The following is a 22,873-nucleotide window of genomic DNA, read 5'->3' as shown; positions in this document are numbered from 1 at the left end:
TTACTGCGGCTTTGTCGCGCAGATCGCGAAGCGTTGTTGAGTGGCGCGTTCGAGCGCCTTGGGCCAACTCATCTGTCGAGCCTGAGCGCGATGGATCGCGCCCAGTTTCCAGTCGACGACAGGCTGCTCGAATCCAGCTTCGGCCAGCAAGCGCACTATCTCTTCCGCCCGTGCGCCGCCCGAGAAATAGACACGAGTAAGAATGTTCTGGTGGCGTCTGGCCATGGCGCCGTCACTGTCGGAGACCCGGGACTTGCCGGCCGTGAGCTTCTCCCAGAGTTCCCGCAAACCCATCGCCCAGTTGCGGCTGACAAAATCGCCGTCGATGACCAGCAGCTTGCCGCCGGGCTTCAGCAGCGAGAACCATTCGGCAAAGGCCGCCTTCGGATCCAGCAGCGTCCAGACCAGGTGACGGGTGACGATGACATCGTAGCTCGCCTTGTCCTCGAGCGTCCGTTCGGCATCCCTCACGATGAAGCGGATATCGGCGCCGCGGTTTTGTGTCTTGGCGCGCGCCTTGGCGAGCATGGCTTCCGACCAGTCGAGGCCTGTCACCCCAAAGCCTAGATCGTGCATCAGATGCGAAATAACGCCTGTCCCACAGGCGAGATCCAGAGCCGCCCGCCCGGCGCCTGGCCCAAGGTGCCTGCTTATGAGCGCATGCCAGGCAGCGCGCTCGCGCTCGGAAAAAATCTCGTGGCCGACCTGCAGGTCGAACGTTTCGGCGCGGTCAGACCAATAGTCCCGAATTTCGTCGCGCAGCGAATAGTTTGCGTGAGCCGTCATTGCCCGAAACGCTCTCCCCAAAAGCGGTACATTGGAATTGCTCTAAAAGATAATTCTTGATTACACAATTCATGTTTTCTAAAGCCGGGCCGGTAAACTGAATTGCGAGAGCACAATGATTTTGAAATCGATATTTGCGGCCGCGGTCGCCCTCGCGGCCTTGATGCCGCTAACCCACGGCACGCGCGCCGAAACCGTCACCGACATTAGCGGCCGCAAGGTCGAGGTGAAGACGCCGGTCGAGAAGGTCATCCTCGGCGAAGGCCGGCAAATTTACCTGATCGCCGCGCTCGATACCGACAACCCCTTCAAGCGAATCGTTGGCTGGCGCGAGGATTTCTCCCAGGCTGATCCCGACAATTACGCCGTCTATCTGGGAAAATTCCCCTCGATGGCCACGATCCCGACCTTTGGCGGTTTCAAGGACGGCACCTTCGACATCGAGCAGGCGATCGCGCTTCAGCCGGACGTGATGATCATGAACATCGAGTCCAAGCAGGCGACCGAGGACGCGCAATATATCGAAAAGCTCGCCGCCGTTGGCATCCCGGTGGTCTATGTCGATTTCCGCGAGCATCCCTTCACCAATACCGAGCCGAGCATGCGCCTCATCGGCAAGCTTTTTGGCCAGGAAAAACGGGCCGAGGCGTTCATCGCCTACCGCGCCGCCCAGATCGCGCGCGTCACCGAGGTGATCGCAGAGAAGGATCCAAAGCGCCCGACCGTCTTCGTCGAGCGCGCCGGGGGCTATTCCGACGATTGCTGCATGAGCTTCGGCAATGACAATTTCGGCAAGTTCGTCGAGATGGCCGGCGGCCGGAATATCGCGGCGGATCTGATCCCGGGCACTTTTGGCGCGCTCAATCCCGAACAGATCATCGCAAGCGATCCTGACCAGGTGATTGTCACGGGCGGTAATTGGGAGGCCTATGTGCCGGGCGGCAAATGGGTCGGCGTCGGTCCAGGCGCGGACGAAGCGGCAGCAATGAAGAAGCTCAAGGGCCTGACGGAACGGCCTGCCCTCACGGGCATCAAAGCGGTGGAAAGCGGGCAGGTGCACGCCATCTGGCACCAGTTCTACAACAGCCCCTATCAGTTCGTCGCCATCCAGCAGATGGCCAAGTGGCTGCACCCCGACCTGTTCGCCGATCTGGACGCTGAGGCCACCTTCAAGGAGTTGCACGAGAAGTTCCTGCCGGTCGAATACGGGCCTGGCCATTGGGTCTCGCTCTCCGATGAGCAGTGAACCCGCGGCGCTGTCAGCCAAAGAAGGGCGCGGCCTCTACCGCGCCCTCGTCCTGCGCAAGCAACTCATCCTCGCAGGGCTCGCCCTGGCGCTGCTCCTGAGCCTTTGCATCGACCTCGCGCTCGGCCCGGCCAGCTACAGCCTGGACCAGGTTGTGCTCGCGCTCGTTTCTCCCAGCAGCGTCCCGCTTCAGGTGCGTGTCGTGCTGTGGGAGATCCGGCTTCCCATCGCGCTTATGGCCGTGGTCGTCGGCGCGGCACTGTCGGTCGCCGGTGCACAGATGCAGACTATCCTCAACAATCCGCTCGCCAGCCCGTTCACGCTCGGCATTTCGGCGGCGGCCAGCTTCGGCGCCGCGCTCGCGCTCGCCTTCGGCGTCACGCTCATCCCCGCGGCAATCGAATATGTCGTACCGCTCAACGCCTTCGTGGTGGCGATGCTGACCGCGCTCGTCATCCACCTGCTGAGTCTCAAGCGCGGGGTGACGGTCGAAACCATCGTGCTTCTCGGCATCGCGCTCGTATTCACCTTCAATGCGCTGCTGTCGCTCGTCCAGTATCTTTCCTCAGAGCAAGCGCTCGCAGCGGTCGTGTTCTGGACGATGGGAAGCCTCACCAAGGCCACCTGGCCCAAGCTCATCATCACCAGCCTCATCCTTCTCGCAACGCTTCCGATATTCGCACGCCGCGCGTGGGCGCTGACGGCGCTGCGGCTGGGCGAAGACAAGGCCGCGAGCTTTGGGGTCACGGTCGCACGGCTCAGGCTCGAAACCATGATGATGGTGAGCCTGCTCGCCGCCATTCCCGTCGCCTTCGTCGGCACGATCGGCTTCATCGGGCTGGTCGGTCCGCACATCGCCCGCATGCTGATCGGAGAAGACCAGCGCTTCTTCCTGCCTGCCTCGGCTCTTTCGGGCGCACTCATCCTTTCGGCGAGCTCGGTTGCCAGCAAGTCGCTCATTCCAGGCACGATCTTCCCGATCGGCATCGTCACCTCGCTTGTCGGCATTCCCTTCTTCATCTCGCTGATCCTCTCGAACGTGAGGCGCTCATGGTAACGATCAGGCTCGATGGTCTCGGAGCCTTCCACGGGACGCGGCTCGTCCTTTCGGACGTTTCAACTCCCATTTTTCGGGGTGGCGAGGTGGTTGCCGTCATCGGGCCCAACGCAGCGGGCAAGTCGACGCTGTTCAAGCGCATCGCCGGACTTTTGAAGGGCCCGGGACGCGTCTGCCTCGACGGAGCGGCGAAGGGACCGGAGGGCATCTGCTATATGCCGCAGGATACGGCAGCCAACGCGGTGCTGACCGTCTATGAATCGATCCTGCTCGCCCGCAAGCAGGGCTCGGCCTGGTCGGTCGGCGATGGCGACCTCGCACTCATAGACGGCATCCTGGCCGCGCTCAGCATTTCGGATATTGCCTTTCGCAATGTCGGCGAACTGAGCGGGGGACAAAGGCAGATGGTAAGCATCGCCCAGATCCTCGCCCGCGAACCTGAAATCCTGCTGATGGACGAGCCGACGTCAGCGCTTGACTTGCACCGGCAAGTCGAGGTGCTGAGCTTCGTGCGCGGGCTCGCGCGCAAACACGGGATTGCAGTGCTGATCGCAATTCACGACCTCAATCAGGCCCTGCGCTTCGCTGACAAATGCATCGTCATCGCCGACGGCCGGATGGTCGCCTGCGGTACGCCGGAAGAGGTCGTCACGCCGGCACTCTTGCGTGACGTTTATCGCGTCGAGGCGCGGGTCGAGCGATGCTCGCGGGGCATCGGCCATATAATGGTGGATGGCATCGCGGACGAATCGGCAGCCGCTGCGTCGATAGCAGCTTAAGGCATCGCCAAGGCGGCTACTTTGGCGACGAATGAGGCGTTCACTCACGACCGCTGCACGTCCTTCGACGAGCCGCTTTTGTACGAGACACCTTGGGTAGACAGAGGTCGTGAAAACGCGCGATAAGGTTAGCCTGCGCTAGATCTAGAGATGGCCGGGGCACCAGAAGATGGCACGCCGAATGTGCAACGCAATGCTTGGCTTCGCGGCGCTTGCCATAACCGCGTGCCAATCGGCTCCTGAAACGCCGCGACCCACCCTCGAACCCGCGTTAGGACCTGGTACCATTCCCGCCCAAACTGCCTCGGATCCTGCCGCTGTTCCCTCCGGCTCAGCAATTATGGATCAATCCGTGGCGGTCACTCCCCCTGACAAGGCCGTTCCGACAAAATATGCTGTTTTTTCGGGTCTATGGGCCGGACGTCTGGATGGGATGTATGACGCCAAACTTGCTGTTCAGACGATTTCTTCCAATGGGAAGGTGACGGTTACCTATGCGTGGGGAACTCTGGGTGACAACCATCCGGGCGAGGCCGCCGGCGTTGGAAGAATTGTGGGGACTACGTTGAAGCTTGAGCGCCTTCCGAATGGCGCAGACGTCAGTTTTGTCATGCGGCCCGACAGAACCCTGGCCGGAACCGTCAGGCTTGCCGGCCAGACCTACACGGGCGCGTTCCTCAAGCAATGATCAAAGGCGTGTCTGAAGGCTACGTAGGGGCCAGGCGACTGCCAGAAGGCGGAAATTGCTGGAAGTGGATGATGATCTGCCAGGTTGGGTCTGTGAAGGCCGATAAAGCTTGGCATGCGTTCTGATACCACCACGCCCAGGATGCACCCGAACACTCAGTCGTAGGCATTGGCAAACATGCTCAAATTGTCACTGCCGTGTTTGAAGCGCCCGGCGTACGAACCTTGTGGCAAGAGCAATGCCTCGCCTGAACCCATCCGCAAAGTTACAGCCTTCGGCCCGCTTGAGAGGTGGACTGGCGGATCAAAGACGGTGCCGTCAATGTCAACCGCGCCCCGTAATGGCGTTCCGGTTGCGCTGTACAGGCCATATACGCCAGGGATTGGGACATCGAAGACCTCCTGCTCACCGAGGTAAAGTCGACGGCCGGCAATCCTCAAGTTTGGCGCGACGGTGACATAGCTGTTCCGGATCAGAGGTGCGATCACTGGATAGATATATTCCGTGCGGTAAGACCACAGGATCATTTTAGGCGGAGACTTACTGAATACTTCATAGGCCTCGGATCTGTCGCCCTGTCGCAAAGTCGCGAGGACATAGTGTCTATCAAGCCATAACGTCGACGGTTCGCTCCTGTTGGGCAGCATCCCGATGCCGTCGAAGTACCGGTCACCCGGAGCGAGCAATGATTCTGCACGCGCGACCAGTTCAAGTTGCGCCGCGTTGTTGAAACGGAGGTAAACAATATTGCTGACGAAACTTAGGACCACGGCGGTCACCAGCGCCACCGATGCAATTCGAAAGTGGCGTGTGTTGGCCACGATCCGATCCAATGGTGCCAGTGACCACAATGACATGAACGGCAACGCCATGATGAATACGTAAGGCCAAGGCTGATCGTGAATGAAGACCAGAACGGTGATCACGATCGAGAAGACAAGCGCGATGCGATTTCTTTCCTCAAGCTGCCTGAACCGCATCAGTGACAAAGCCATGCCAGAGAAACAGAAGACGTAGAGTACTACGTTCCGCAAAAGCGTCTGCAACACGAGGTGCCTCAGTCCGCCGTACTCAACACCCCCGCGGGTCGCAACTTCAATCGGACCGAATACTAGGGTCTCGGCGATGGGGACCGGGTTGCTGCCGCCGAAAACGAAGCAGTACGCAAGGATCGAAAGAGCCCACCCCAACACCAGGCATGCCCCGCGAGCCAGCCCAGTTGAATAGCGTCTCATCATGGCTGCGTCAGTGACCAAGCCGAGCCCCAGCGCAACATTGAAGTAGACCGATTTTTGAGTGGCCAGGAAAGCCAGTCCGCTTAGGACGCCGGCAGCAAGTATATGCCGTGCACTCAACGCATGTGCACGCACCACGACCAGGAGCGCAGCCACCGCGAAGAACACCGCCAGCGGTTCGGCGATTGTTCGGAAAACACGCTCCATGAAATTCGAAAAGCACAGTAGGACGAGAACGATGCTTAAGGCACGCACGCGATCCTCCCCGAGCGCACGGGCGCAGGCGTATACCATGGCAACGATCGCGCAGCCCAGGAGCGCGGTTTGTATGCGCCCGACAAGCAGAATAGACGTGGCATCCCAGCCTACCAGGTGCGCCAGCTTAAAGAACGCTGTCGATCCCGCCGCTTTACTCGGCTGAATTGTATCGAAAAGTTCCCTGAACAGATATTTGGCGTATCCGAGCTGCCCGAACTCGTCCATGACGAAGAGGCTATTCCACGCAAGGACGAAAAGCAGAATAATCTTCACCATGATAAGACCGAGTACGATTGTGCCTATCTGGTATCGGTCTCCACCGTAGGCTCGCATTCAAACATCGCCCTGATTTTCAGGAGAATTGGGCTTCTCTCCTCGTGCCAACGCAAGTAGACGCTCCGCCATAGACCTCCAGTCATAATGTGCTAACGCGTAGCGAGCCATGGCGGCCCGTTCTTTAGATGTGGGTGCAAGGGAATTAATGGCTTGGGCGCAACGTCCGGCCGAGCCTTCCGTGTCGCGGAGATCGATGGTCACGCCACGGAGCCAGTCGGTTGCGTTAGGGTCGGCTCGGTTGCTGGGTTCACCGCAGACGACCGGCAGCCCAGAAGCCATCGCCTCCTGGATTACGAGCGGAAAGCCTTCGCCCACACTCGGCAACAGCAAGAGGTCAACGCTGCGATAGAGAGCGGCTAGAGCCTGCGGGCTCTGAGTCCCAAGGTCATGGACGTTGGCTAGTCCCCACATGGCGGGGCAGATCGGTCCGCTGCCGACCATCAGAAAGGCCAGGTCTTCCCTGGACGCAGCCAGGGCGCGTAGCACCCTGAGTCCCTTCTTCTCGACATAGCGACCAACGAAGAGAATGCGGCGCGCACCCGGCGCAATTGGCACCCCGGCCAGAGCGTCCGGCTCGGGAGCCAAACCTTCGCCGGGATGAAAAACTGCACTGTCGACACCATTGAACAGTAGAGAACACGGCATGCGGGCTGGCGTACCGACAAGGTCGTGTCGCACGGTATCGCTAATGAAAACGAGTGCGTCGGCTGCCCTCAGCATGGGGCGTGTGACGAGGATGTTGGCCAGTGCAACTGCCGAGCGGAGCACGCGCGATGAAAAAGCAACGCCAGCAATATGCTGGATCAAGACAACGCGCTTGCGGTGCGCTTTCGCCATCAACAATGCGAGTATCGAGGTGACGTACAATGCGTCATGCACCACCACCGCGTCGCAGCGGCGTACTTCGCGAGCCAGGGTTCGGATCGCGCGCGCACCCGGTAGGGGCATCGGCAGGCCAGTGATCTTCTCTATTGGGTTGGCGCAGGCAAGCGGGTGCGCCTCAACTTCGGTATACGGCGCTGGATCGGCATTACTAGCCGCCCAGACTGCCTCAGCACCTAAGCGTGCGAATTGGCGGCACAGTTGTCCGGCGACACGCTCTATGCCGCCGCCATGGGCCTCATAGAAATGGCTGATCGTGAGAATGCGCAACGGGTTATTCAGTCATACTGGCTCGAAGCGCATTGTTACTTCAAGCCGATTGGGAAACAGCAGTGCACCGACGCTTTTTCGATACCGCGCTGGTGTAGCGCGACAAGCGATGCGGTAGCCACTGTTGGCGGCCAGCATCTCCCATTCTGCTCGAGTGAGGTAACGCGCCCAGATCATGCCCCCAAAGGGGATATTCCCTATGGCATCCAAGGCCATGAGCCGCAGGGTGTCCAGCGTGCCGCATCTTTCGTGATCCTTGATATAAAGTGGACCGGTTACTACCCGCCGTATTTCGCGCAAGAGATCCGAACGGGCAGTGACCGGAACGTGGTGCACCACGTTGTTGAGCGTCGCTGCTTCAAAAGTTGCGTCAGCGAAAGGTAGTGTTTTGCCGTCATATTGCCGGGTTGGTACGCTGAGCGAGGAGCAGAAGCGATCGATTAGATCAACTGCCTGGACCTCGTCGACTGGGAAAAGTTCCGCCATGGCCTGGGCAATCACGCCTGTGCCGCCGCCGACGTCGAGCAGGTTCCGATGGCGCGCGGCCCATACCTCACGCAAACTATCGAGCATCGTCGCTTGATAAATTGGGGCCCTGGTCCGATACACCGCGAGATGACGCGATAGGATGACTTGCAGGAGCCGCGGGTCTATCGGCGACATCGTTGTGTTCATCGTCAATCACCTGAGCTCCGTCCAGCGGGTCGGCGTGACGATGGCCCAGCGACCGAGCAGGAAATTCAGAGCTAGCATGCAGACCGAAGCGATCGGTGCGGCGAATGTCATCGGCAGGTCGACCTGCTCATGCCAGAACCAGGTGGCAACGAAAGCGAACGGTATATTTGCCGACATTGCGATGAAGTAACGCACCAGGCCAATCGGGGCTAGCGGCTGACGAAAAGTGAACAACCCATGCAGAACATACCCGGCGCAAGCAACGATACCGAAGGACAGCAGCACGGCGAACCACAGCGGCATACCGACACTATCTGCCAAGATGATAACGGCGTTGTGTAGCACTATGCACAGGCCGGCGACAGCAACGTAAGCGAGAGGGGGCCGCACAGTCATGCAGCAGCCTTGCGAGCTCGTACCAGGAAGACACAAGCGTTGTCATCGCGTATGTGAGCGGGCGTGATCCGGTCTTCCAACTGAGCGCGCAGGTTCATCAACACGGCCAACGAGGACGCCAAAATGCCACCGATGATAGGCACACGCCTGAGGATGAAGGAAAATCCCGTCGATCGGATCAGTGTGGTAGTTGCCAGCGGACCGACGATTGCGTGCACATCCTCCACTTCGAGGCCTCGATTGGCGAGGTCCACGATAAGCCCGGTGCGCGTCCAGCGGCGATGATCTTCGGGGTGAGGATGATAGAGCCAAGTGCCGTGAGTAGATAGCAGCAGCACGCCATCATCGCGCAACAGCCTCCGTATTTCGCCACAATAGGCGTCGAGGTCGCGCACGTGCTCAAGTACCTGCACCGAAAGCACTGCACCTGCGGCACCATCGGCAAGCGGCACACGGCCCTGCTCGTCTATTTGCAAGAAACCATCACCGCCGATGTCTGCACCGCAATAATCGATATTCATCTGACGCATCATGTCAGCATACGGCATGTCGCCGCAGCCAAGGTCTACCATCAGCGAGCCTTGTCTGACATGCGCACTTGCTTCTTCCCGCAACAGTCGCGCAAGCGCGCGTAGGATCAGCCAGTCCGTATCCCAGACGCGTGGAACAGCCCTGCTTTGTCTCATGCGGTCCAGTCCCCAAGAACACGCACTATCTGCCCCGCGGCGTCGCCATCCATAGCTAGGCCCGCAAGGGGGGCAAGCAGGTCCGGAATCCCCGAAACCGAATGGTTAGCAGACACGTCGATTGTCCAGGTTATCCAGGAGCAATTTGAGAACAAATCCGGAAAGCACCATGGAAACGCCTGCCACGCAGGTCGTGGTAATCACAAAGGTCAGATGCACGGATTGCTCCATTGATCCGCCAACGAAGATCCATCGCAGCGCCAGCAGTATGTCCCCGAGGAAACCAACCGTCGCGAGCACACCTCCGGAGAGGACTAGCCATTCCAGCGGGCGACTGCGCGTCAGCCAGGCGATCATCAGTCCTGCGGGCATAGGGTGATAGATTGCGATCGCTACCTTGGCCAGCGTCCCGAAGAGAATGGCCGAAAGACCGATCAATGTTGCCATCGACGAGAGCGCGACGAAGTGGATCCCGAAATACTGCCCACCTATGGTGACAGGCCCAGCAGCGAGGATGGCAAGCCCGATGACACCGGCGATCAGCAGGATTAGTCCGGGTAAAAGATACATCGTGTCCGGTGCATGAGCCACGATCAGCCGCAGGTGTCGCCACCCGTCACGGAAAGAGCGCAGGTGAGGGGGGCGGTCACGTTTGTCTGGATAGAGCTTGATTGGCACCTCACGGATGATCAATCCGGCGCGATGCGCGTTGATGACCATTTCGGAAGCGAATTCCATACCGGGCGAGCGTGCGCCCATTCTTTGGAACGCGTCACGAGTGAAACCCCGCATGCCGCAATGAAAATCGCCTATAGGAGAGTGGTGAAGCCAGCGCGCAATCGTCGAAAGCACAGGATTGCCAAGGTATCGGTGCAGAGGAGGCATGGCGCCAGGCTCTATCCCGCCAGCAAAGCGATTGCCCATGACCAACTCCGCGCCATCCTCCAGCGCGTCGATGAAGTCGTCGAGTTTGCTCCAGTCGTAGGAATCGTCTGCATCGGCCATGATCAGGTACTTGCCGTGCGCAGACCCAGCCGCTGCACTAATCGCGGCGCCGTAGCCCTTGACCGGCTGGTGCGCGACGCGCGCACCAAGCGACTGGGCAATCTCCACCGAGCGATCGCTCGATCCGTTATCCCCGACGACCACCTCACCTCTGATCCCCCGCTTTGCGAACGCATCAAGCGCCTTTCGAATGCAGATGCCGAGCGTGCGCTCTTCGTTCAGGCAAGGTATGATCGCCGATACCAAGGGAGCCTCCAACTCAAGGAAGCCTTGGTCAGTTTGGCCCGTCGCGACGTCAGACCGGCTATTTATCATTCCACCTGATCCAGTCGAATCGTCAGCTGCATCGAGAGTCGGGCACGTGACCAACGTGTTGCTTCTGGCCTTTATCGACCTAGAAAGAACAAGTTGCGTAATTATTCCCAAAGCCTAATTACCGTTGGGCGCGTTAATTTTTTGTGCTTATGCAACCACGACGATTGCAATCAGGAACACGATAGCTCCTGGCCAACACGACGCGCACAGCGCAAACCTAGCGGGAGAATGTCTGGAACTTTGGTGGATAGCTGTCGTTCTCGTCAATCTGCAAGCCTGCAGCCACTTTGGGAGGCATTCGGTCAGCTTTGAGCTGACGTTGAGGCCGGTCGTGCCACGGTGTCGCAAATCACCTTCGCCAGGCTCTGACGAGCCGAGGGGAATCAAGCAGGCACTCCATCCGAAGATGACCGCGGGGCGGTTGAGTTTATTCGACGCGCGCTTGATCGCCAGTCTACCCGCTGTTTGCGCTGACCGCGTCACCAAGCACCTTTGTGCGGGGCTGCATGCGCGCGGCCGCAGGCGCGAAGACCGAAATCGCCTTCGGGTGGACCTTGAAATGCGCCGGCGTCGAGGTGACGATCTCACCATCGGTGTTCACCGGCATCGGCCTTTTCGTCTCGATGTCGAACTCGACGCATCTGGCCGTCCGAACCTCGCTCCAGGCGCCGTGTGTGCCTGAGCGGAACGAGCGCAGCAAGAGCGCCATCTTCCAGAGATTCGTCATTTCCAGGCTGTACAGGTCGAGATGGCCGTCATCGATCTCTGCCGTCTCCTCAACGACGTTGCCGCCGCCATAGTGCCGGCCGTTGCCGACTGCTATCTGGTAAGTCTCGACTTCGGTCGCTACGCCCTTTTCGGTAATCCTTGCTTCGAAGTGGCGGGCCTTGGTCAACACTTTCATGGCCGCCACGGCATAGCCAAACCGGCCGAAACGTTTCTTCAGTGCCGGGTCAAGACCCTGGGCAAGGTCGGTGCTGAGGCCGATGCTCGCAACATTGAAGAAAGCGTGACCATTGACGGTCCCGACATCGATCAGACGCCTTCCGCCCTCTACGATCACGTCGGCGGCCTTCCGCAGATCCAACGGTATTTCGAGCGTTCGTGCCAGATCGTTCGCCGTCCCCATTGGAATGATGCCCATCGGCAGCCCGCTTTCCATGGCCGCGACCGCCGCTGAGGACACCGAGCCATCGCCGCCGCACACGATCACAAGGTCGGCCCTATGGCGAAGGCGTACGATATCGCGTGCTATCTCGGGCAGCGCCTCAAACGTCTCGACGCTGACGCGGAGCCCGCCGGCCTCCAGCCGTTCGACGATCGGTGCGATAGATTCCTGCCCGCGTCGCGCCTTTGGATTGACGAGCAGAAGGGCGCGTCTGGTCGTGATGTCGTTCATGCGGCGTAGATAGGGTGCTTGCCTGCGGATTACGACGTCCAACAGGCGCGCCTGGCAAGACCCAGAGTTGAATTTTCGTAACAGCCCGAATTGCTGGTTGTCACATCCGATGAGGAGTCTGCGCAGTTGGGACGCTGTGCGCCAGTATCCGCTGCGGCCAACTTGGCCGAATCTGGCGCTCAAAGGTCCTTTATTGGTCGATTTCTCAATCTCGACGGTCAATCAATCCGAAATTTCGGTTCATCACCTGTTCAGAGCGGTTTCCGGATCCATTTTGCCAGGACGCCAACGATGCCCTCCCGGAACAACAGCACCGCGACAACGAAGATGATGCCTTGGCCGATCGTGACCCAGTCGCCAAATGTCGCGAGGTAATTCTGCATCGTGACGATGACTGCCGCGCCGACGATCGGTCCGAACACCGTGCCCATGCCGCCTAAGAGCGTCATCAGCACGACCTCGCCGGACATGGTCCAGTAGACGTCGGTAAGCGACGCCAATTGGAACACGATTGCCTTGGTTGCGCCGGCGACGCCGGCGAGCGTGGCCGACAGCACGAATACGGCGAGCTTGTAGCGGTTGACCCGATAGCCCAGCGAGATCGCGCGAGGCTCGTTCTCGCGGATCGCCTTCAACACCTGTCCAAACGGCGAATGGATGATCCGATAGATCAACAATATGCCGGCGAAGAAGATGGCGAGCACGAAGAAATAGAGCACTTCGCTCGAGCGCAGGTCGATCAGCCCGAACAGATGCCCGCGCGGCACGGCCTGGATGCCGTCCTCGCCACCGGTAAACGCCGCCTGCAGCGAGAAGAAATAGATCATCTGCGCAAAAGCCAGCGTCACCATGGCGAAATAGATGCCGTGGCGGCGAATGGCGAGGGAGCCAATGGCGAGACCGAGCACGGCAGCCACCAGCGCGCCCGCGATGATGGCGAGTTCGGGCGTCAAACCCCACACCTTTGCCGCATGGGCCGAGACGTAGCTCGCCATGCCGAAATAGGCAGCGTGGCCGAACGACAAGAGCCCGCCATAGCCGAGCAACAGGTTGAAGGCGCAGGCAAACAGCGCGAAGCACAGCACCTTCATGACGAAGATCGGATAGAGCAGAAATGGCGCGGCGATGAGGAAGACGAAGAGCGCGGCGAAGATCGCAAAGTGATGACGTGGCATGCCCGCGGCGCCAACCGACGTGATGGCCACCATCGCGATCGGGTTGGTGTCGGTTGTCATCACACACTCCGCCCAAACAGACCCGCGGGCTTGACGAGTAGCACGAGCGCCATGATGACAAAGATCACCACGGCCGAGCCTTCCGGATAGAACACGCGGGTCAGACCCTCGATCAGCCCAAGCCCGAAGCCGGTGAGGATCGAGCCCAGAATCGAGCCCATGCCGCCGATGACGACGACGGCGAAGACGACAATGATCAGGTCTGCCCCCATGTTCGGATTGACTGCGTATATCGGCGCGGCGAGCACGCCGGCGAAACCCGCCAGTGCGACGCCGAAACCATATGTGAGCGTGACCAGCAGCGGCACGTTGATGCCGAACGCGCCGACCATGGTCGGGTTCTCGGTCGCTGCCCTGAGATAGGCGCCAAGGCGGGTCTTTTCGATAATGAACCAGGTCGCGAGACACACGATGAGTGAAGCCACGATCACCCAGGCGCGCGAATTTGGCAGGTACATGAAACCGAGATTATGCCCGCCGGTCAGAAGCGGCGGCGGCGGGTAAGGCAGGCCGGATACGCCGAAAAACTGGCGGAAGAAGCCGACGATGATCAGCGCCAGGCCGAAAGTGAGAAGCAGACCGTAGAGATGGTCGAGGTGATAGAGTCGTCGGATCAGCACGCGCTCGAGCACAATGCCGGTGACGCCGACGATCGGCGGCACGATGAACGCGGCCCACCAGTAGCCGACGCCGAGATAGTTGAGCAGCATCCAGGTGCCGAAGGCGCCCAGCATGTACTGCGCGCCATGCGTGAAATTGATGATGTTCAAGAGACCGAAGATGACCGCCAGCCCGAGGCTCAGAACCGCGTAAAAGGACCCATTGATCAGCCCGAGCAGCAACTGGCCGAACAGGACCTGCGGCGGAATTCCAAGCAGTTCGAACATGGTCGCTCCGGCTGACTTGTCGACGAAAGGACGCGCCGAGCGGCTCGGCGCGTTCGTTGGCGAGGCTCGCTTACTTGACGAGCGGACAGCCGCCGTCGGCGAGCGGGCGGAACGCTTTGTCGGCCGGAATGGTGGCCACCGTCTCGAAATAATCCCATGGCCCCTTCGATTGGTCCGGCTTCTTGACGCGGAACAGATACATGTCGTGCAGCTTGCGCCCGTCCGCGCGGATCGTGCCCTTGCCGAACAGCGGATCATCGGTCGGCATTTCCTTCATCTTGGCCATCACCTTGGCCGCGTCCTTGTCGCCGACGGCCTCGACGGCTTTAAGGTAATGCAGGACCGAAGCGTAGACTCCGGCCTCGATCATCGAAGGCTTCTGTCCGGCATTCCGCTCCTGGAAGCGGGCAGAGAATTCCCGCGTTTGATCGTTCTTGTCCCAGTAGAACGCGCCGGTGAGCACGAGGCCCTGCGCCACTTCGAGGCCAAGCGCATGCACGTCATTGATGAACATCAGCAGGGCGGCGAGCGCCTGGCCACCCTGTGTGATGCCGAATTCCGACGCCTGCTTGACCGCGTTAATCGTGTCGCCGCCGGCATTGGCGAGGCCGACGACCTTGGCACCCGACCCTTGCGCCTGCAGCAGGAAGGACGAGAAATCCTGGCCGGGGAAAGGATGACGGACGGCGCCGAGAACCTTGCCGCCCGATGCTTCGACGACCTTCGACGTATCGCGCTCGAGCGCGTGGCCGAAGGCGTAGTCCGCCGTGACGAAGAACCAGCTATCGCCGCCTTGTGCGACCATGGCCGAGCCGGTGCCGTTGGCAAGCGCCCAGGTGTCGTAGGTCCAGTGGACGGTGTTGGGCGAACAGGCTTTGCCGGTGAGGTCCGACGAGGCCGGACCCGAGGCGAGGAAGATCTTGTTCTTCTCCTTGGTAATCTCGTTGACGGCGAGCGCCACCGACGAGGTTGGCACGTCGGCGATCACATCGACATTTTCGGTGTCGTACCACTGGCGGGCGATGTTCGAGCCGACGTCCGGCTTGTTCTGGTGGTCGGCGGAGACGATCGACACATTGATGCCCTTGTCCGCCGCCTTGAAGTCTTCCGCCGCCATCTGGGCGGCGATGACCGAGCCTTCGCCGGCGATGTCTGCATAGATGCCGGAACGGTCATTCAGAACGCCGATCTTGACATCCGTGGCGTAGGCCGCGCCTGCCATCAGCAGGCTCGCCGTTGAAGCCAGAATAAATCCCATTTTTTTCATCGCTACTTCCCTCCGATTGCGGCGCAATGCGCCGTTGATGATTGCCTCAGACACCGAGATAGGCGTGCAGCTTGTCAATGTTGGCGTCGAGTTCGTCGTTGGGGATCGTGTCGATCACGCGCCCCTGTTCCACCACGTAGTGCCGGTCCGCGACCAACGCGGCAAAATGAAAATTCTGTTCGACGAGCACGATCGTGAATCCCTCCTCCTTGAGCCGGGCAATGGTGCGGCCGATCTGCTGCACAATGACGGGTGCAAGCCCTTCGGTCGGCTCGTCGAGCAGCAAGAGCTTCGCGCCGGTCCGCAAAATCCGGCCGATGGCAAGCATCTGCTGTTCGCCGCCCGAAAGCTTGGTGCCTTGGCTCGAAAGCCGCTCCTTCAGGTTCGGGAAAAGCTCGAAAATCTGCTCGACGCTGAGCCCACCGGGGCGCACCTTCGGCGGCAGCATCAAATTCTCCTCGACCGAGAGGCTGGAAAAGATCGCGCGCTCCTCTGGGCAGTAGGCGATGCCCATCTGTGCGATCGACCGCGACGGCAGCTTGATCGTCTCACGGCCGTCATAGGTGACCGAGCCCGAGCGCCTGGAAAGGATGCCCATGACGGCCTTCAGCGTCGTCGTCTTGCCGGCGCCATTGCGGCCGAGCAGCGTCACCACTTCGCCTTCGCCAACCTCGAAGCTCACGCCGTGAAGCACATGGCTCTCGCCGTACCAGCCCTGCAGGCCATCGACGCGGAGGAGGGGTCTCGCCGAGGAGGCAACAGCCGGCCTGCTCGTCAGTTCAGCTTCAACCATGGCCGGCCCCGATATAGGCTTCGATAACGCGCGGATCTTTGGATACCGCAGCATAGTCGCCTTCGGCGAGGACTTTGCCGCGCGCGAGCACGGTGATGCGGTTCGACAGCGAGGCTACGACCGACAGATTGTGCTCAACCATCAAAATGGTGCGGTTCTTGGAGATGCGCCGGATCAGCGCCGAGATGCGCTCAATGTCTTCTTGTGCCATGCCTGCCATAGGCTCATCGAGGAGCAGCATTTCAGGGTTCAGCGCCAGTGTCGTCGCGATTTCAAGCGCGCGCTTGCGGCCGTAGGACAGATCGCTGGCGCGGATGTCCGAAAACTCGGTCAAACCGACATCGGCGAGAAGAGCCGCAGCCTCGCTATTGAAATTGGAGAGCACTTTCTCGGAGCGCCAGAAATCGAAACTGTCGCCGCGCCGGCGCTGCAGCGCGATGCGGACATTCTCGAGTGCGGTCATGTGCGGAAACACCGCCGATATCTGGAAGGAGCGCACAAGGCCCAGCCGCGCGATGTCGGCCGGCTGCATCCTGGTGATGTCCCGGCCCTGGTAGCGGATCGCGCCGCGCGTCGGCTGCAGGAATTTGGTCAGCAAGTTGAAGAGGGTCGTCTTGCCTGCGCCGTTGGGGCCGATCAGCGCGTGGATCGATCCTCGCTCCACCGTCAGGTTGACATTGTTGACAGCGACGAAACCCTTAAATTCCTTAGTCAATCCCGCTGCTTCGAGGATCGCTCCGGAATTCATGCGCGGGAACCTTCGCCCGTCATCGGCGTGAAAACGTGGAACCGCGCTGCGAGGCTGTCCGCCCCCAGGGTGACTTCCATGGTTTCCTCCCGTGGCACTCCTGCCCGCAACAAACGACCTAATGCACATCGCGTCAAGGCCGCAATTTTCAGAAGCCTCGAACTTCACGAAGCGCTGAGTCAACTGCCCTTGGCACAGGCTCGCCTCGAGAAGCTGGCGTGCGGTTGGCATCACATCCGATCGAGCGGCATTTACAGGGATCTGTTGCGGTCTTTGACTGCCGGCGCTGTGGCACGGGGCCTTCGATGAACCCCATCCCTGGCCGAGCAGTGCGAAATCCCTCGCCGCCCGACTAGATGAATGCGAAAAGCTTAGCTGCGTTAGTTCGAGTTGGGGTTGTCCTTGCCGCGGTTTGGATCCTTGCCGGCAGCCTGGCTGCTCTGTTGGGCTTGTCCTTCTTGTCCTGATTGCCGCGGTTGCTCGACGCGGCGATTGTTCCCGCGGGGAACATATCGGCCTTTCGAGAGTTCGCGCTATAGGACCGCAATGAACGCGAGGAAGGGGATTGCCGTCGAAGCTTTTTGAAGGATGACCTTCGCTTTTGAGAAGTTGTCAGGATTGATCGTGGACACACCAGACGAAGCTGTGGACGCGGCACCGCGGATAAGCGGCCTTGATCGTGCACGGGTGCGACAAGCTTTTGACGTGCGATTCACGATCGAGCGCGTGTGCAGCGATTACTTGGCGATCTATCGCTCGCTCATGGAGGGCACAACGAATGCACTTGGTTCTCAAAACAAGCGCGCTAAAAATACCGCAATGATGACTATGGCTACCTGACAGAGCAAGGAGAGGGCTCGGCTGCCCGTACGGCCGGCCCGGATCAGCGCCTGAGCCGCCTTGGTCGCTTCTGAACGGGAGGGGTTGACCATGACCACTCAACTCGAAGACCGCAAGATTGATCCAGCCGTAGCGCTCCCGGCAATCGACGAAACGGCACCGCGCGAGCCGCATCGGCAATTTGCGCTGAAACACGAGGATTGCTTCGTCGTCGCAGACAGCTACGGCGACATACGCGGCACCGGCGACGGGCTTTTCCGCGACGACACGCGTGTACTGTCGCGCTTCCGCCTGTTCATCGGCGGCAGGATGCCGTCGCTGCTCGGCGCCTCGCTGTCGCAGGACAACATCCTGTTCACCGCCAATCTCACCAACCTGGCCACTATCGGGCCGAATGGCAGCGAAGCATTGCCGGGCGTCGTCCATATCGACCGGACGCGGTTCATCTGGCAGGACCGCATGTTCGAACGCATCACCTTCACCAACTATTCCGCGCGCGAGGTGGATCTGCCGGTTCGGCTCGACTTCGACGCCGATTTCCGTGACATGTTCGAGGTGCGCGGCACTACGCGTAGCCGCCGCGGCCGCGCGCATGACGCGCTGGTCGGCGAGGCGAGCGTAACGTTCCAATATGAAGGCCTCGACAATGTGGCTCGTCAATCGGTCATCGCATTCTCGATCAAGCCCGATCAGGTGCACCCCAACCACGCCGACTTCCTTATTCTCGTGGCAAGGCGTGACAGCAGAGCATTGTACCTGGAGGTCGGCCACAGCGAAGAGACCCCCTCCAGCGACCGCTTTCGCGCGGCCGCTGCGCGAGCCCGCTTTGCCATGCGCTCAAAGCGCCGGCAGGGCGCCACCGTCTTCAGCTCCGGCCGCGTGTTCAACGACTGGCTGACACGCACGCGCGCCGACATCGCGCTGCTGACGACCGATCTGGAAACCGGGCCATACCCGTATGCCGGCATCCCCTGGTTTTCGACGGCTTTCGGCCGCGATGGCGTCATTTCCGCCTTACAGATGCTCTGGCTCAATCCGGACCTTGCTCGCGGGGTGCTGGCCTTCCTTGCCCACTATCAGTCGACCGAGATCTCTGTGTTCGACGATGCCGAACCTGGCAAAATCATGCATGAAACCCGGAAGGGCGAAATGGCCGTGCTGCGCGAGCTGCCGTTCGGCCGCTACTATGGCGGCGTCGACACCACGCCACTCTATGTCTATCTGGCTTCGTCCTACGCCGATCGCACCGGAGACGAGGCATTCGTCGATCGCATGTGGAACTCGCTGGGCGCTGCCACTGCGTGGATGGAGGAGGTCGGAACCCGCAACGGGGAAGGCTTTGTAACCTACAACAGGGCGGCCGACACGGGTCTGTTCAACCAAGGCTGGAAGGACAGCGCCGATGCCATCTTCCATGCCGACGGCACGATCCCCAAAGGGCCGATCGCATTGGTCGAGGTGCAAGGTTATGTCTTCGCCGCATATCAAGGTATGGCCGCGCTGGCCGCCAGACGCGGCGACGATGCAAAGGCGGCGCACTGGAGCGCCCTGGCAGAGAGGATCCGTGAGGCGGTGGAAACGCATTTCTGGATGCCGGACCGAGATTTCTATGCTTTGGCAATCGACGGAGAAGGCAAGCAATGCGCGGTTCGCGCGTCCAATGCCGGTCACCTGCTCTATGTCGGGCTGCCTTCAGCGGAACGGGCGCAGGCCCTTGCCACCCAGCTGCTCTCTGGTCATCTCCATAGCGGTTGGGGCGTTCGCACACTGGCCGACGACGAGGTCCCATTTAACCCGATGTCCTATCATAATGGGTCGATCTGGCCGCACGACACTGCACTCTGCGCCTCCGGGCTCGCCCGCTATCACGAGCGCGACAGCGTCGTGAAGCTGATGAGCGGTATGTTCGAGGCGGCGGTCCGTTTCAACATGCGCCTGCCGGAGCTGTTCTGCGGCTTTACGCGCGCGGCCAGCGATTCACCGGTGGCCTACCCGGTCGCATGTCTGCCGCAAGCATGGTCGGCAGGCTCCGCGTTCATGATGCTGCAGGCCTGCCTGGGTATCCGGGTCGACGGCTGGAAGCGCGAGATCACTGTGGAACGCCCGCGGCTGCCGATCGGTATCGACAACATTGTTATCCGCCATCTGGCCATCGGCGAGGCGAAAGTCGATCTCATCTTCGAGCGCATTGGCGACCGCGTTGTGTGCTATCTCGACCATCGCCATGAAGGTCTGGTGCCTCTGGTGGTGCGCTCTTAGCGCAGGCCGGCTCCCCATGTGCTCCGTGACGGACTCTGCCATCAACGACTACGGCCCAACTGATACCTGCGCCGATCGCCAGCGCACCGACTGTACGGTGGTACCTGCCCAAGCCAAACCGGACGACTATCTGCTCGCAGCGTCGCTACAAGATCGCTGAAACGTCGCCCTGGATGCTGACATGCTGGCGCAGGAGCGTGCGCGCCCGCGTCGCCGGCGAGGATTGCTTCCACGATCGCGCACCCACCGTCCTCATTGCCCTCCACGCATGCGCCGGGCTTTCCTTCTGGCCGAACGTCGCGCCAGCCACAATGAGCCGGCGCGACTTTGGTTCTTCATCTGTCGCCGGGCGTGTCGGGCGCACTGTTATGCTCCCCAGACCTGCCGGGATCCCGATCGCCTAGCTCGCCAACAGCACCTTCACCGCCATTGCCTGGACCTGAGTTGACGTGGCCGGAGTTGCCGTTTCCGTCGTCATCGCCGTCATCGCCGTCATCGCCGTCATCGCCGTCATCGCCGTCATCGCCATCATCGCCATCATCGCCGCCGCCGCCGCCGCCATCGCCGCCATCATCGCCCCCATCGCCATTATCGCCGCCATCGCCACCATCGCCATTGTCGCCACCGTCGCCATTATCGCCGCCGCTGTCGTCGGGAGCCAAGACACTTTGGATTTGCGCAGTGGTCATCGGCGGACATTGGTCGATTTGCGCCGCCGTGAGAATGTCAGTCCGGTTCAGCGCCACGCAGCAAAGCTCATAGTTAGCGTTCGTCAGAGGGTTGCATTGCTGAGCCGTGAGTACGGGCCGCTCGATCTCTTGGACTCGTGCTGGAACGGTTGCTGCCACTCCAAAAAAGGTGGCTGATATCAACACTATACCGGTGCTGTTGAGTAGTGACTCTAGCGTACACATATTAGCTCTCCATTATATTAATTGCTACTAAAACGCGAATACTGTTTCAAATGTTCCCGTCACCGTTACAATTTGTTAACCAAAAACGGGACGCTAAGGCGTCGCGAGGGATTGCTTTAGGTTCAGCGTCGACTATTGCGAGGCGACCACAGAGGCCCCTCGTTTATGATGCGAATTCTGACGCTGCACACATGCGCTGTCCTGCTCTCGGCCTGCACCCAGGCTTCCGGCGCTGGCACTACCATGCAGACGCAGGGCTATGCGTTTGCGCCCCCTGCCTTCAAAACCTTCTGCGCTAAGGAAAAAACGCTTTGCGACACCAGAGGCAAGACCAAAGTTGTGGACTTGACGGGACCTCGCAAGGCGGAGCTCGCAAGAGTCAACGCCGCAGTCAACCACCGCATTGCTGAACGAAGCGATGTCAGCACCACGGGCAAGGCCGACGAGTGGGACTTGCCGAAAGACCAGGGCGATTGCGAGGACTTCGCCATCCTCAAGAAAAGCGAGCTACTCAAGCTCGGCTGGCCGGCTTCTGTCCTGCTGCTGACTGTGGCGCGCAGCGGGAAAGAAGGCCACACCGTTCTGACAGTGCGCACCAGCCAGGGTGATCTGGTGCTCGACAACAAAACGTCGGCGATCAGGGACTGGTCGCGAACGTCCTACCGTTACTTTGCACGCCAGTCACAGTCGAACGGCAAGGTGTGGGAGCGGATAGGCAAGGCCGGACAACCGTAGGCGCGTCTGCGGCTCGCGCAACCGCTTGTGCTGCGGTCCCTCAAGATCGTTCGGGCACGCGTTTTTGGCGAGCGCGAACTCGCAATGCTGAAATGGGATATGCCGTCACCGCCGGAGCGCATCAAGGGCAAGGCCGACTATGACTATGACCTGATGGTCGTGGAGCCGCGAATTGACCGTCCATGATGCCCGCCTGATGCCGCCGAGCTATGTCAAGCCGTACGTGAAGCGCCAGAAGAACGATGCTGCCGATGCCGAGGCGATCACCCGGCCGACGATGCGGTCGTCGAGATCAAGGAGCGATGAGCAGCAGAGCATCATGGTGCTTCACCGGGTCCGGCTGACGTCCACACATGGCGCAACTGAGCCTATCACGAAACGCGAATCGGCAGCATGTGAGGGAAGCCGCTATAGGAATGATCGATGTTTGTTCGCCAAAAGTCGCGTAACATTGTATTCGGGAACCACTGGGCGATCCACTATCTGCTCGCCATCGTCGCTACAAGATCGCTGAAACGCTCGCCCTGGATGCTGACATGCTGGCGCAGGAGCGTGCGCGCCCGCTCCGCGTCGCCGGCTAGGATTGCTTCCACGATCGCGCCATGCTCGGCGAACGAGGTGGCAACGCGGTTGCGCACGCGAAGCTGGAGACGCCTGTAGGGTTGCAGACGGCGATGCAGTGCGACGCACTGCTCGGCCAGGAAACCGCTGTGGCTGGCAGCATAGATAGCCTTGTGAAAACGTTCGTTATCGTAATAGTAGAGGTCGCTGTCGCCGGCCGAGGACGAACGCTCGCAATCTGCATGCGCGGCCAGGATGGTTGTGCGATCGGCATCGGTGAACCGTCGCGCGGCCAGCGAACCGGCCAAACCTTCAAGTTCCGCCATCACCTCGAACATTTCGAAAACGCGGTGCGGTCCCGGATCGATCACCACGGCACCCCGGCGCGGCCGGATCTCCACCAGCCCGATCGCGTTCAACTGCATCAGCGCCTCGCGCACCGGCGTTCTCGACACGCCGAAGCGTGTTGCCAATTGCACCTCGTCTAGTCGTGCACCGGGGGCGAAGTCGTTCGAGATGATGCCGTTTTCGATCTCGTCACGTAGGCGTTGAACAACATTCCCTGACATTTTCGGACTCCAAAATGCATTACGCGCATTCTTGTATGCAAGATAGTTGACT

22 protein-coding genes and 1 pseudogene are annotated in these 22,873 nt (G+C 60.4%); 9 read left to right on the top strand and 14 right to left on the bottom strand.

The window, feature by feature from the left end:
* The gene (locus AC0L3L_RS06735; RefSeq protein WP_473637006.1) at nt 1–786 is read right to left on the bottom strand and encodes a class I SAM-dependent methyltransferase; all 786 of its coding nucleotides are present in this window, start codon (nt 784–786) and stop codon (nt 1–3) included.
* 115 nt (nt 787–901) lie between these two features.
* Between AC0L3L_RS06735 and AC0L3L_RS06730 the strand changes: the two genes are divergently transcribed.
* The 4 genes from AC0L3L_RS06730 (at nt 902) to AC0L3L_RS06715 (ending at nt 4,556) form a co-directional block, all read left to right on the top strand.
* Nucleotides 902–2,032, top strand: coding sequence for an ABC transporter substrate-binding protein (locus AC0L3L_RS06730; protein WP_473637005.1), 1,131 nt, complete (start codon nt 902–904; stop codon nt 2,030–2,032).
* Entirely contained in the window at nt 2,022–3,089 is a 1,068-nt protein-coding gene (locus tag AC0L3L_RS06725) for a FecCD family ABC transporter permease (RefSeq protein ID WP_473637004.1), read from the top strand. Before AC0L3L_RS06730 ends, AC0L3L_RS06725 begins: the two co-directional genes overlap by 11 nt.
* Nucleotides 3,083–3,868 (top strand): ABC transporter ATP-binding protein, encoded by a 786-nt coding sequence (locus AC0L3L_RS06720; protein ID WP_473637002.1) that lies wholly within the window; start codon nt 3,083–3,085, stop codon nt 3,866–3,868. The genes AC0L3L_RS06725 and AC0L3L_RS06720 overlap by 7 nt, the downstream gene beginning before the upstream one ends.
* Before the next feature lie 352 nt (nt 3,869–4,220).
* Nucleotides 4,221–4,556 (top strand): hypothetical protein, encoded by a 336-nt coding sequence (locus AC0L3L_RS06715; RefSeq protein WP_473637001.1) that lies wholly within the window; start codon nt 4,221–4,223, stop codon nt 4,554–4,556.
* Between the two features lie 155 nt (nt 4,557–4,711).
* On the opposite strand, the gene AC0L3L_RS06710 is transcribed toward AC0L3L_RS06715, so the two are convergent.
* From AC0L3L_RS06710 to AC0L3L_RS06655, 12 genes are all read right to left on the bottom strand, one after another.
* Entirely contained in the window at nt 4,712–6,325 is a 1,614-nt protein-coding gene (locus AC0L3L_RS06710; RefSeq protein ID WP_473637000.1) for a DUF7055 domain-containing protein, read from the bottom strand.
* Nucleotides 6,326–6,382: 57 nt separating this feature from the next.
* Nucleotides 6,383–7,537, bottom strand: coding sequence for a glycosyltransferase family 4 protein (locus AC0L3L_RS06705; protein ID WP_473636999.1), 1,155 nt, complete (start codon nt 7,535–7,537; stop codon nt 6,383–6,385).
* 12 nt (nt 7,538–7,549) lie between these two features.
* On the bottom strand, nt 7,550–8,212 hold the full coding sequence (locus tag AC0L3L_RS06700; RefSeq protein WP_473636998.1) for a class I SAM-dependent methyltransferase: 663 nt from the start codon (nt 8,210–8,212) through the stop codon (nt 7,550–7,552).
* 6 nt (nt 8,213–8,218) lie between these two features.
* Nucleotides 8,219–8,608, bottom strand: a complete 390-nt coding sequence (locus tag AC0L3L_RS06695; protein WP_473636997.1) for a GtrA family protein — start codon at nt 8,606–8,608, stop codon at nt 8,219–8,221.
* Nucleotides 8,605–9,294 carry a class I SAM-dependent methyltransferase gene (locus tag AC0L3L_RS06690; protein WP_473636996.1) on the bottom strand — a complete coding sequence of 230 codons (690 nt, stop codon included), beginning with the start codon at nt 9,292–9,294 and terminating at the stop codon, nt 8,605–8,607. The genes AC0L3L_RS06695 and AC0L3L_RS06690 overlap by 4 nt, the downstream gene beginning before the upstream one ends.
* Before the next feature lie 105 nt (nt 9,295–9,399).
* Nucleotides 9,400–10,545 (bottom strand): glycosyltransferase family 2 protein, encoded by a 1,146-nt coding sequence (locus AC0L3L_RS06685; protein ID WP_473636995.1) that lies wholly within the window; start codon nt 10,543–10,545, stop codon nt 9,400–9,402.
* A gap of 523 nt (nt 10,546–11,068) precedes the next feature.
* A complete protein-coding gene (locus AC0L3L_RS06680) occupies nt 11,069–12,013 on the bottom strand; it encodes a lipid kinase (protein WP_473637151.1) in 945 nt (314 codons plus the stop codon).
* 251 nt (nt 12,014–12,264) lie between these two features.
* Complete coding sequence (locus AC0L3L_RS06675) at nt 12,265–13,188, bottom strand: branched-chain amino acid ABC transporter permease (RefSeq protein ID WP_473485131.1); 924 nt, start codon at nt 13,186–13,188, stop codon at nt 12,265–12,267.
* Nucleotides 13,189–13,247: 59 nt separating this feature from the next.
* A complete protein-coding gene (locus AC0L3L_RS06670; RefSeq protein WP_473484777.1) occupies nt 13,248–14,135 on the bottom strand; it encodes a branched-chain amino acid ABC transporter permease in 888 nt (295 codons plus the stop codon).
* A gap of 70 nt (nt 14,136–14,205) precedes the next feature.
* Complete coding sequence (locus AC0L3L_RS06665) at nt 14,206–15,402, bottom strand: ABC transporter substrate-binding protein (RefSeq protein WP_473526387.1); 1,197 nt, start codon at nt 15,400–15,402, stop codon at nt 14,206–14,208.
* A 46-nt stretch (nt 15,403–15,448) separates the two neighbouring features.
* Nucleotides 15,449–16,195, bottom strand: coding sequence for an ABC transporter ATP-binding protein (locus AC0L3L_RS06660; RefSeq protein ID WP_473526386.1), 747 nt, complete (start codon nt 16,193–16,195; stop codon nt 15,449–15,451).
* Nucleotides 16,188–16,943 (bottom strand): ABC transporter ATP-binding protein, encoded by a 756-nt coding sequence (locus AC0L3L_RS06655; protein WP_473484783.1) that lies wholly within the window; start codon nt 16,941–16,943, stop codon nt 16,188–16,190. Before AC0L3L_RS06655 ends, AC0L3L_RS06660 begins: the two co-directional genes overlap by 8 nt.
* A 588-nt stretch (nt 16,944–17,531) precedes the next feature.
* On the opposite strand from AC0L3L_RS06655, the gene AC0L3L_RS06650 reads away from it, so the two are divergent.
* The 5 genes and pseudogenes from AC0L3L_RS06650 to AC0L3L_RS06630 form a co-directional block, all read left to right on the top strand.
* The gene (locus AC0L3L_RS06650) at nt 17,532–17,783 is read left to right on the top strand and encodes a hypothetical protein (protein ID WP_473636994.1); all 252 of its coding nucleotides are present in this window, start codon (nt 17,532–17,534) and stop codon (nt 17,781–17,783) included.
* Between the two features lie 90 nt (nt 17,784–17,873).
* Entirely contained in the window at nt 17,874–20,042 is a 2,169-nt protein-coding gene (locus tag AC0L3L_RS06645) for an amylo-alpha-1,6-glucosidase (protein WP_473636993.1), read from the top strand.
* A 449-nt stretch (nt 20,043–20,491) separates the two neighbouring features.
* Complete coding sequence (locus AC0L3L_RS06640) at nt 20,492–20,908, top strand: hypothetical protein (RefSeq protein ID WP_473636992.1); 417 nt, start codon at nt 20,492–20,494, stop codon at nt 20,906–20,908.
* Between the two features lie 216 nt (nt 20,909–21,124).
* Entirely contained in the window at nt 21,125–21,691 is a 567-nt protein-coding gene (locus AC0L3L_RS06635) for a transglutaminase-like cysteine peptidase (RefSeq protein ID WP_473485132.1), read from the top strand.
* 160 nt (nt 21,692–21,851) lie between these two features.
* Nucleotides 21,852–22,031: pseudogene (locus tag AC0L3L_RS06630) on the top strand (IS110 family transposase); the annotation flags it as partial.
* A 139-nt stretch (nt 22,032–22,170) separates the two neighbouring features.
* Here AC0L3L_RS06630 and AC0L3L_RS06625 read toward each other — a convergent pair.
* Nucleotides 22,171–22,821 (bottom strand): GntR family transcriptional regulator, encoded by a 651-nt coding sequence (locus AC0L3L_RS06625; RefSeq protein WP_473485133.1) that lies wholly within the window; start codon nt 22,819–22,821, stop codon nt 22,171–22,173.
* Between the last annotated feature and the right edge of the window lie 52 nt (nt 22,822–22,873).

It is taken from the genome of Mesorhizobium sp. WSM4849, assembly GCF_055811385.1.
Note: the sequence above shows the minus strand (reverse complement) of the source record. Positions and strands in the feature narration are given on the sequence as shown.

Excerpts from the sequence above, each read along its gene's own strand:
- AC0L3L_RS06735 (WP_473637006.1), bottom strand. The coding sequence starts at position 786 with ATGACGGCTCACGCAAACTATTCGCTGCGCGACGAAATTCGGGACTAT.
- AC0L3L_RS06730 (WP_473637005.1), top strand. The coding sequence starts at position 902 with ATGATTTTGAAATCGATATTTGCGGCCGCGGTCGCCCTCGCGGCCTTG.
- AC0L3L_RS06725 (WP_473637004.1), top strand. The coding sequence starts at position 2,022 with ATGAGCAGTGAACCCGCGGCGCTGTCAGCCAAAGAAGGGCGCGGCCTC.
- AC0L3L_RS06720 (WP_473637002.1), top strand. The coding sequence starts at position 3,083 with ATGGTAACGATCAGGCTCGATGGTCTCGGAGCCTTCCACGGGACGCGG.
- AC0L3L_RS06710 (WP_473637000.1), bottom strand. The coding sequence starts at position 6,325 with ATGGTGAAGATTATTCTGCTTTTCGTCCTTGCGTGGAATAGCCTCTTC.
- AC0L3L_RS06700 (WP_473636998.1), bottom strand. The coding sequence starts at position 8,212 with ATGAACACAACGATGTCGCCGATAGACCCGCGGCTCCTGCAAGTCATC.
- AC0L3L_RS06695 (WP_473636997.1), bottom strand. The coding sequence starts at position 8,608 with ATGACTGTGCGGCCCCCTCTCGCTTACGTTGCTGTCGCCGGCCTGTGC.
- AC0L3L_RS06690 (WP_473636996.1), bottom strand. The coding sequence starts at position 9,294 with ATGAGACAAAGCAGGGCTGTTCCACGCGTCTGGGATACGGACTGGCTG.
- AC0L3L_RS06680 (WP_473637151.1), bottom strand. The coding sequence starts at position 12,013 with ATGAACGACATCACGACCAGACGCGCCCTTCTGCTCGTCAATCCAAAG.
- AC0L3L_RS06675 (WP_473485131.1), bottom strand. The coding sequence starts at position 13,188 with ATGCCACGTCATCACTTTGCGATCTTCGCCGCGCTCTTCGTCTTCCTC.
- AC0L3L_RS06670 (WP_473484777.1), bottom strand. The coding sequence starts at position 14,135 with ATGTTCGAACTGCTTGGAATTCCGCCGCAGGTCCTGTTCGGCCAGTTG.
- AC0L3L_RS06665 (WP_473526387.1), bottom strand. The coding sequence starts at position 15,402 with ATGAAAAAAATGGGATTTATTCTGGCTTCAACGGCGAGCCTGCTGATG.
- AC0L3L_RS06660 (WP_473526386.1), bottom strand. The coding sequence starts at position 16,195 with ATGGTTGAAGCTGAACTGACGAGCAGGCCGGCTGTTGCCTCCTCGGCG.
- AC0L3L_RS06655 (WP_473484783.1), bottom strand. The coding sequence starts at position 16,943 with ATGAATTCCGGAGCGATCCTCGAAGCAGCGGGATTGACTAAGGAATTT.
- AC0L3L_RS06650 (WP_473636994.1), top strand. The coding sequence starts at position 17,532 with ATGACCTTCGCTTTTGAGAAGTTGTCAGGATTGATCGTGGACACACCA.
- AC0L3L_RS06645 (WP_473636993.1), top strand. The coding sequence starts at position 17,874 with ATGACCACTCAACTCGAAGACCGCAAGATTGATCCAGCCGTAGCGCTC.
- AC0L3L_RS06635 (WP_473485132.1), top strand. The coding sequence starts at position 21,125 with ATGCGAATTCTGACGCTGCACACATGCGCTGTCCTGCTCTCGGCCTGC.
- AC0L3L_RS06625 (WP_473485133.1), bottom strand. The coding sequence starts at position 22,821 with ATGTCAGGGAATGTTGTTCAACGCCTACGTGACGAGATCGAAAACGGC.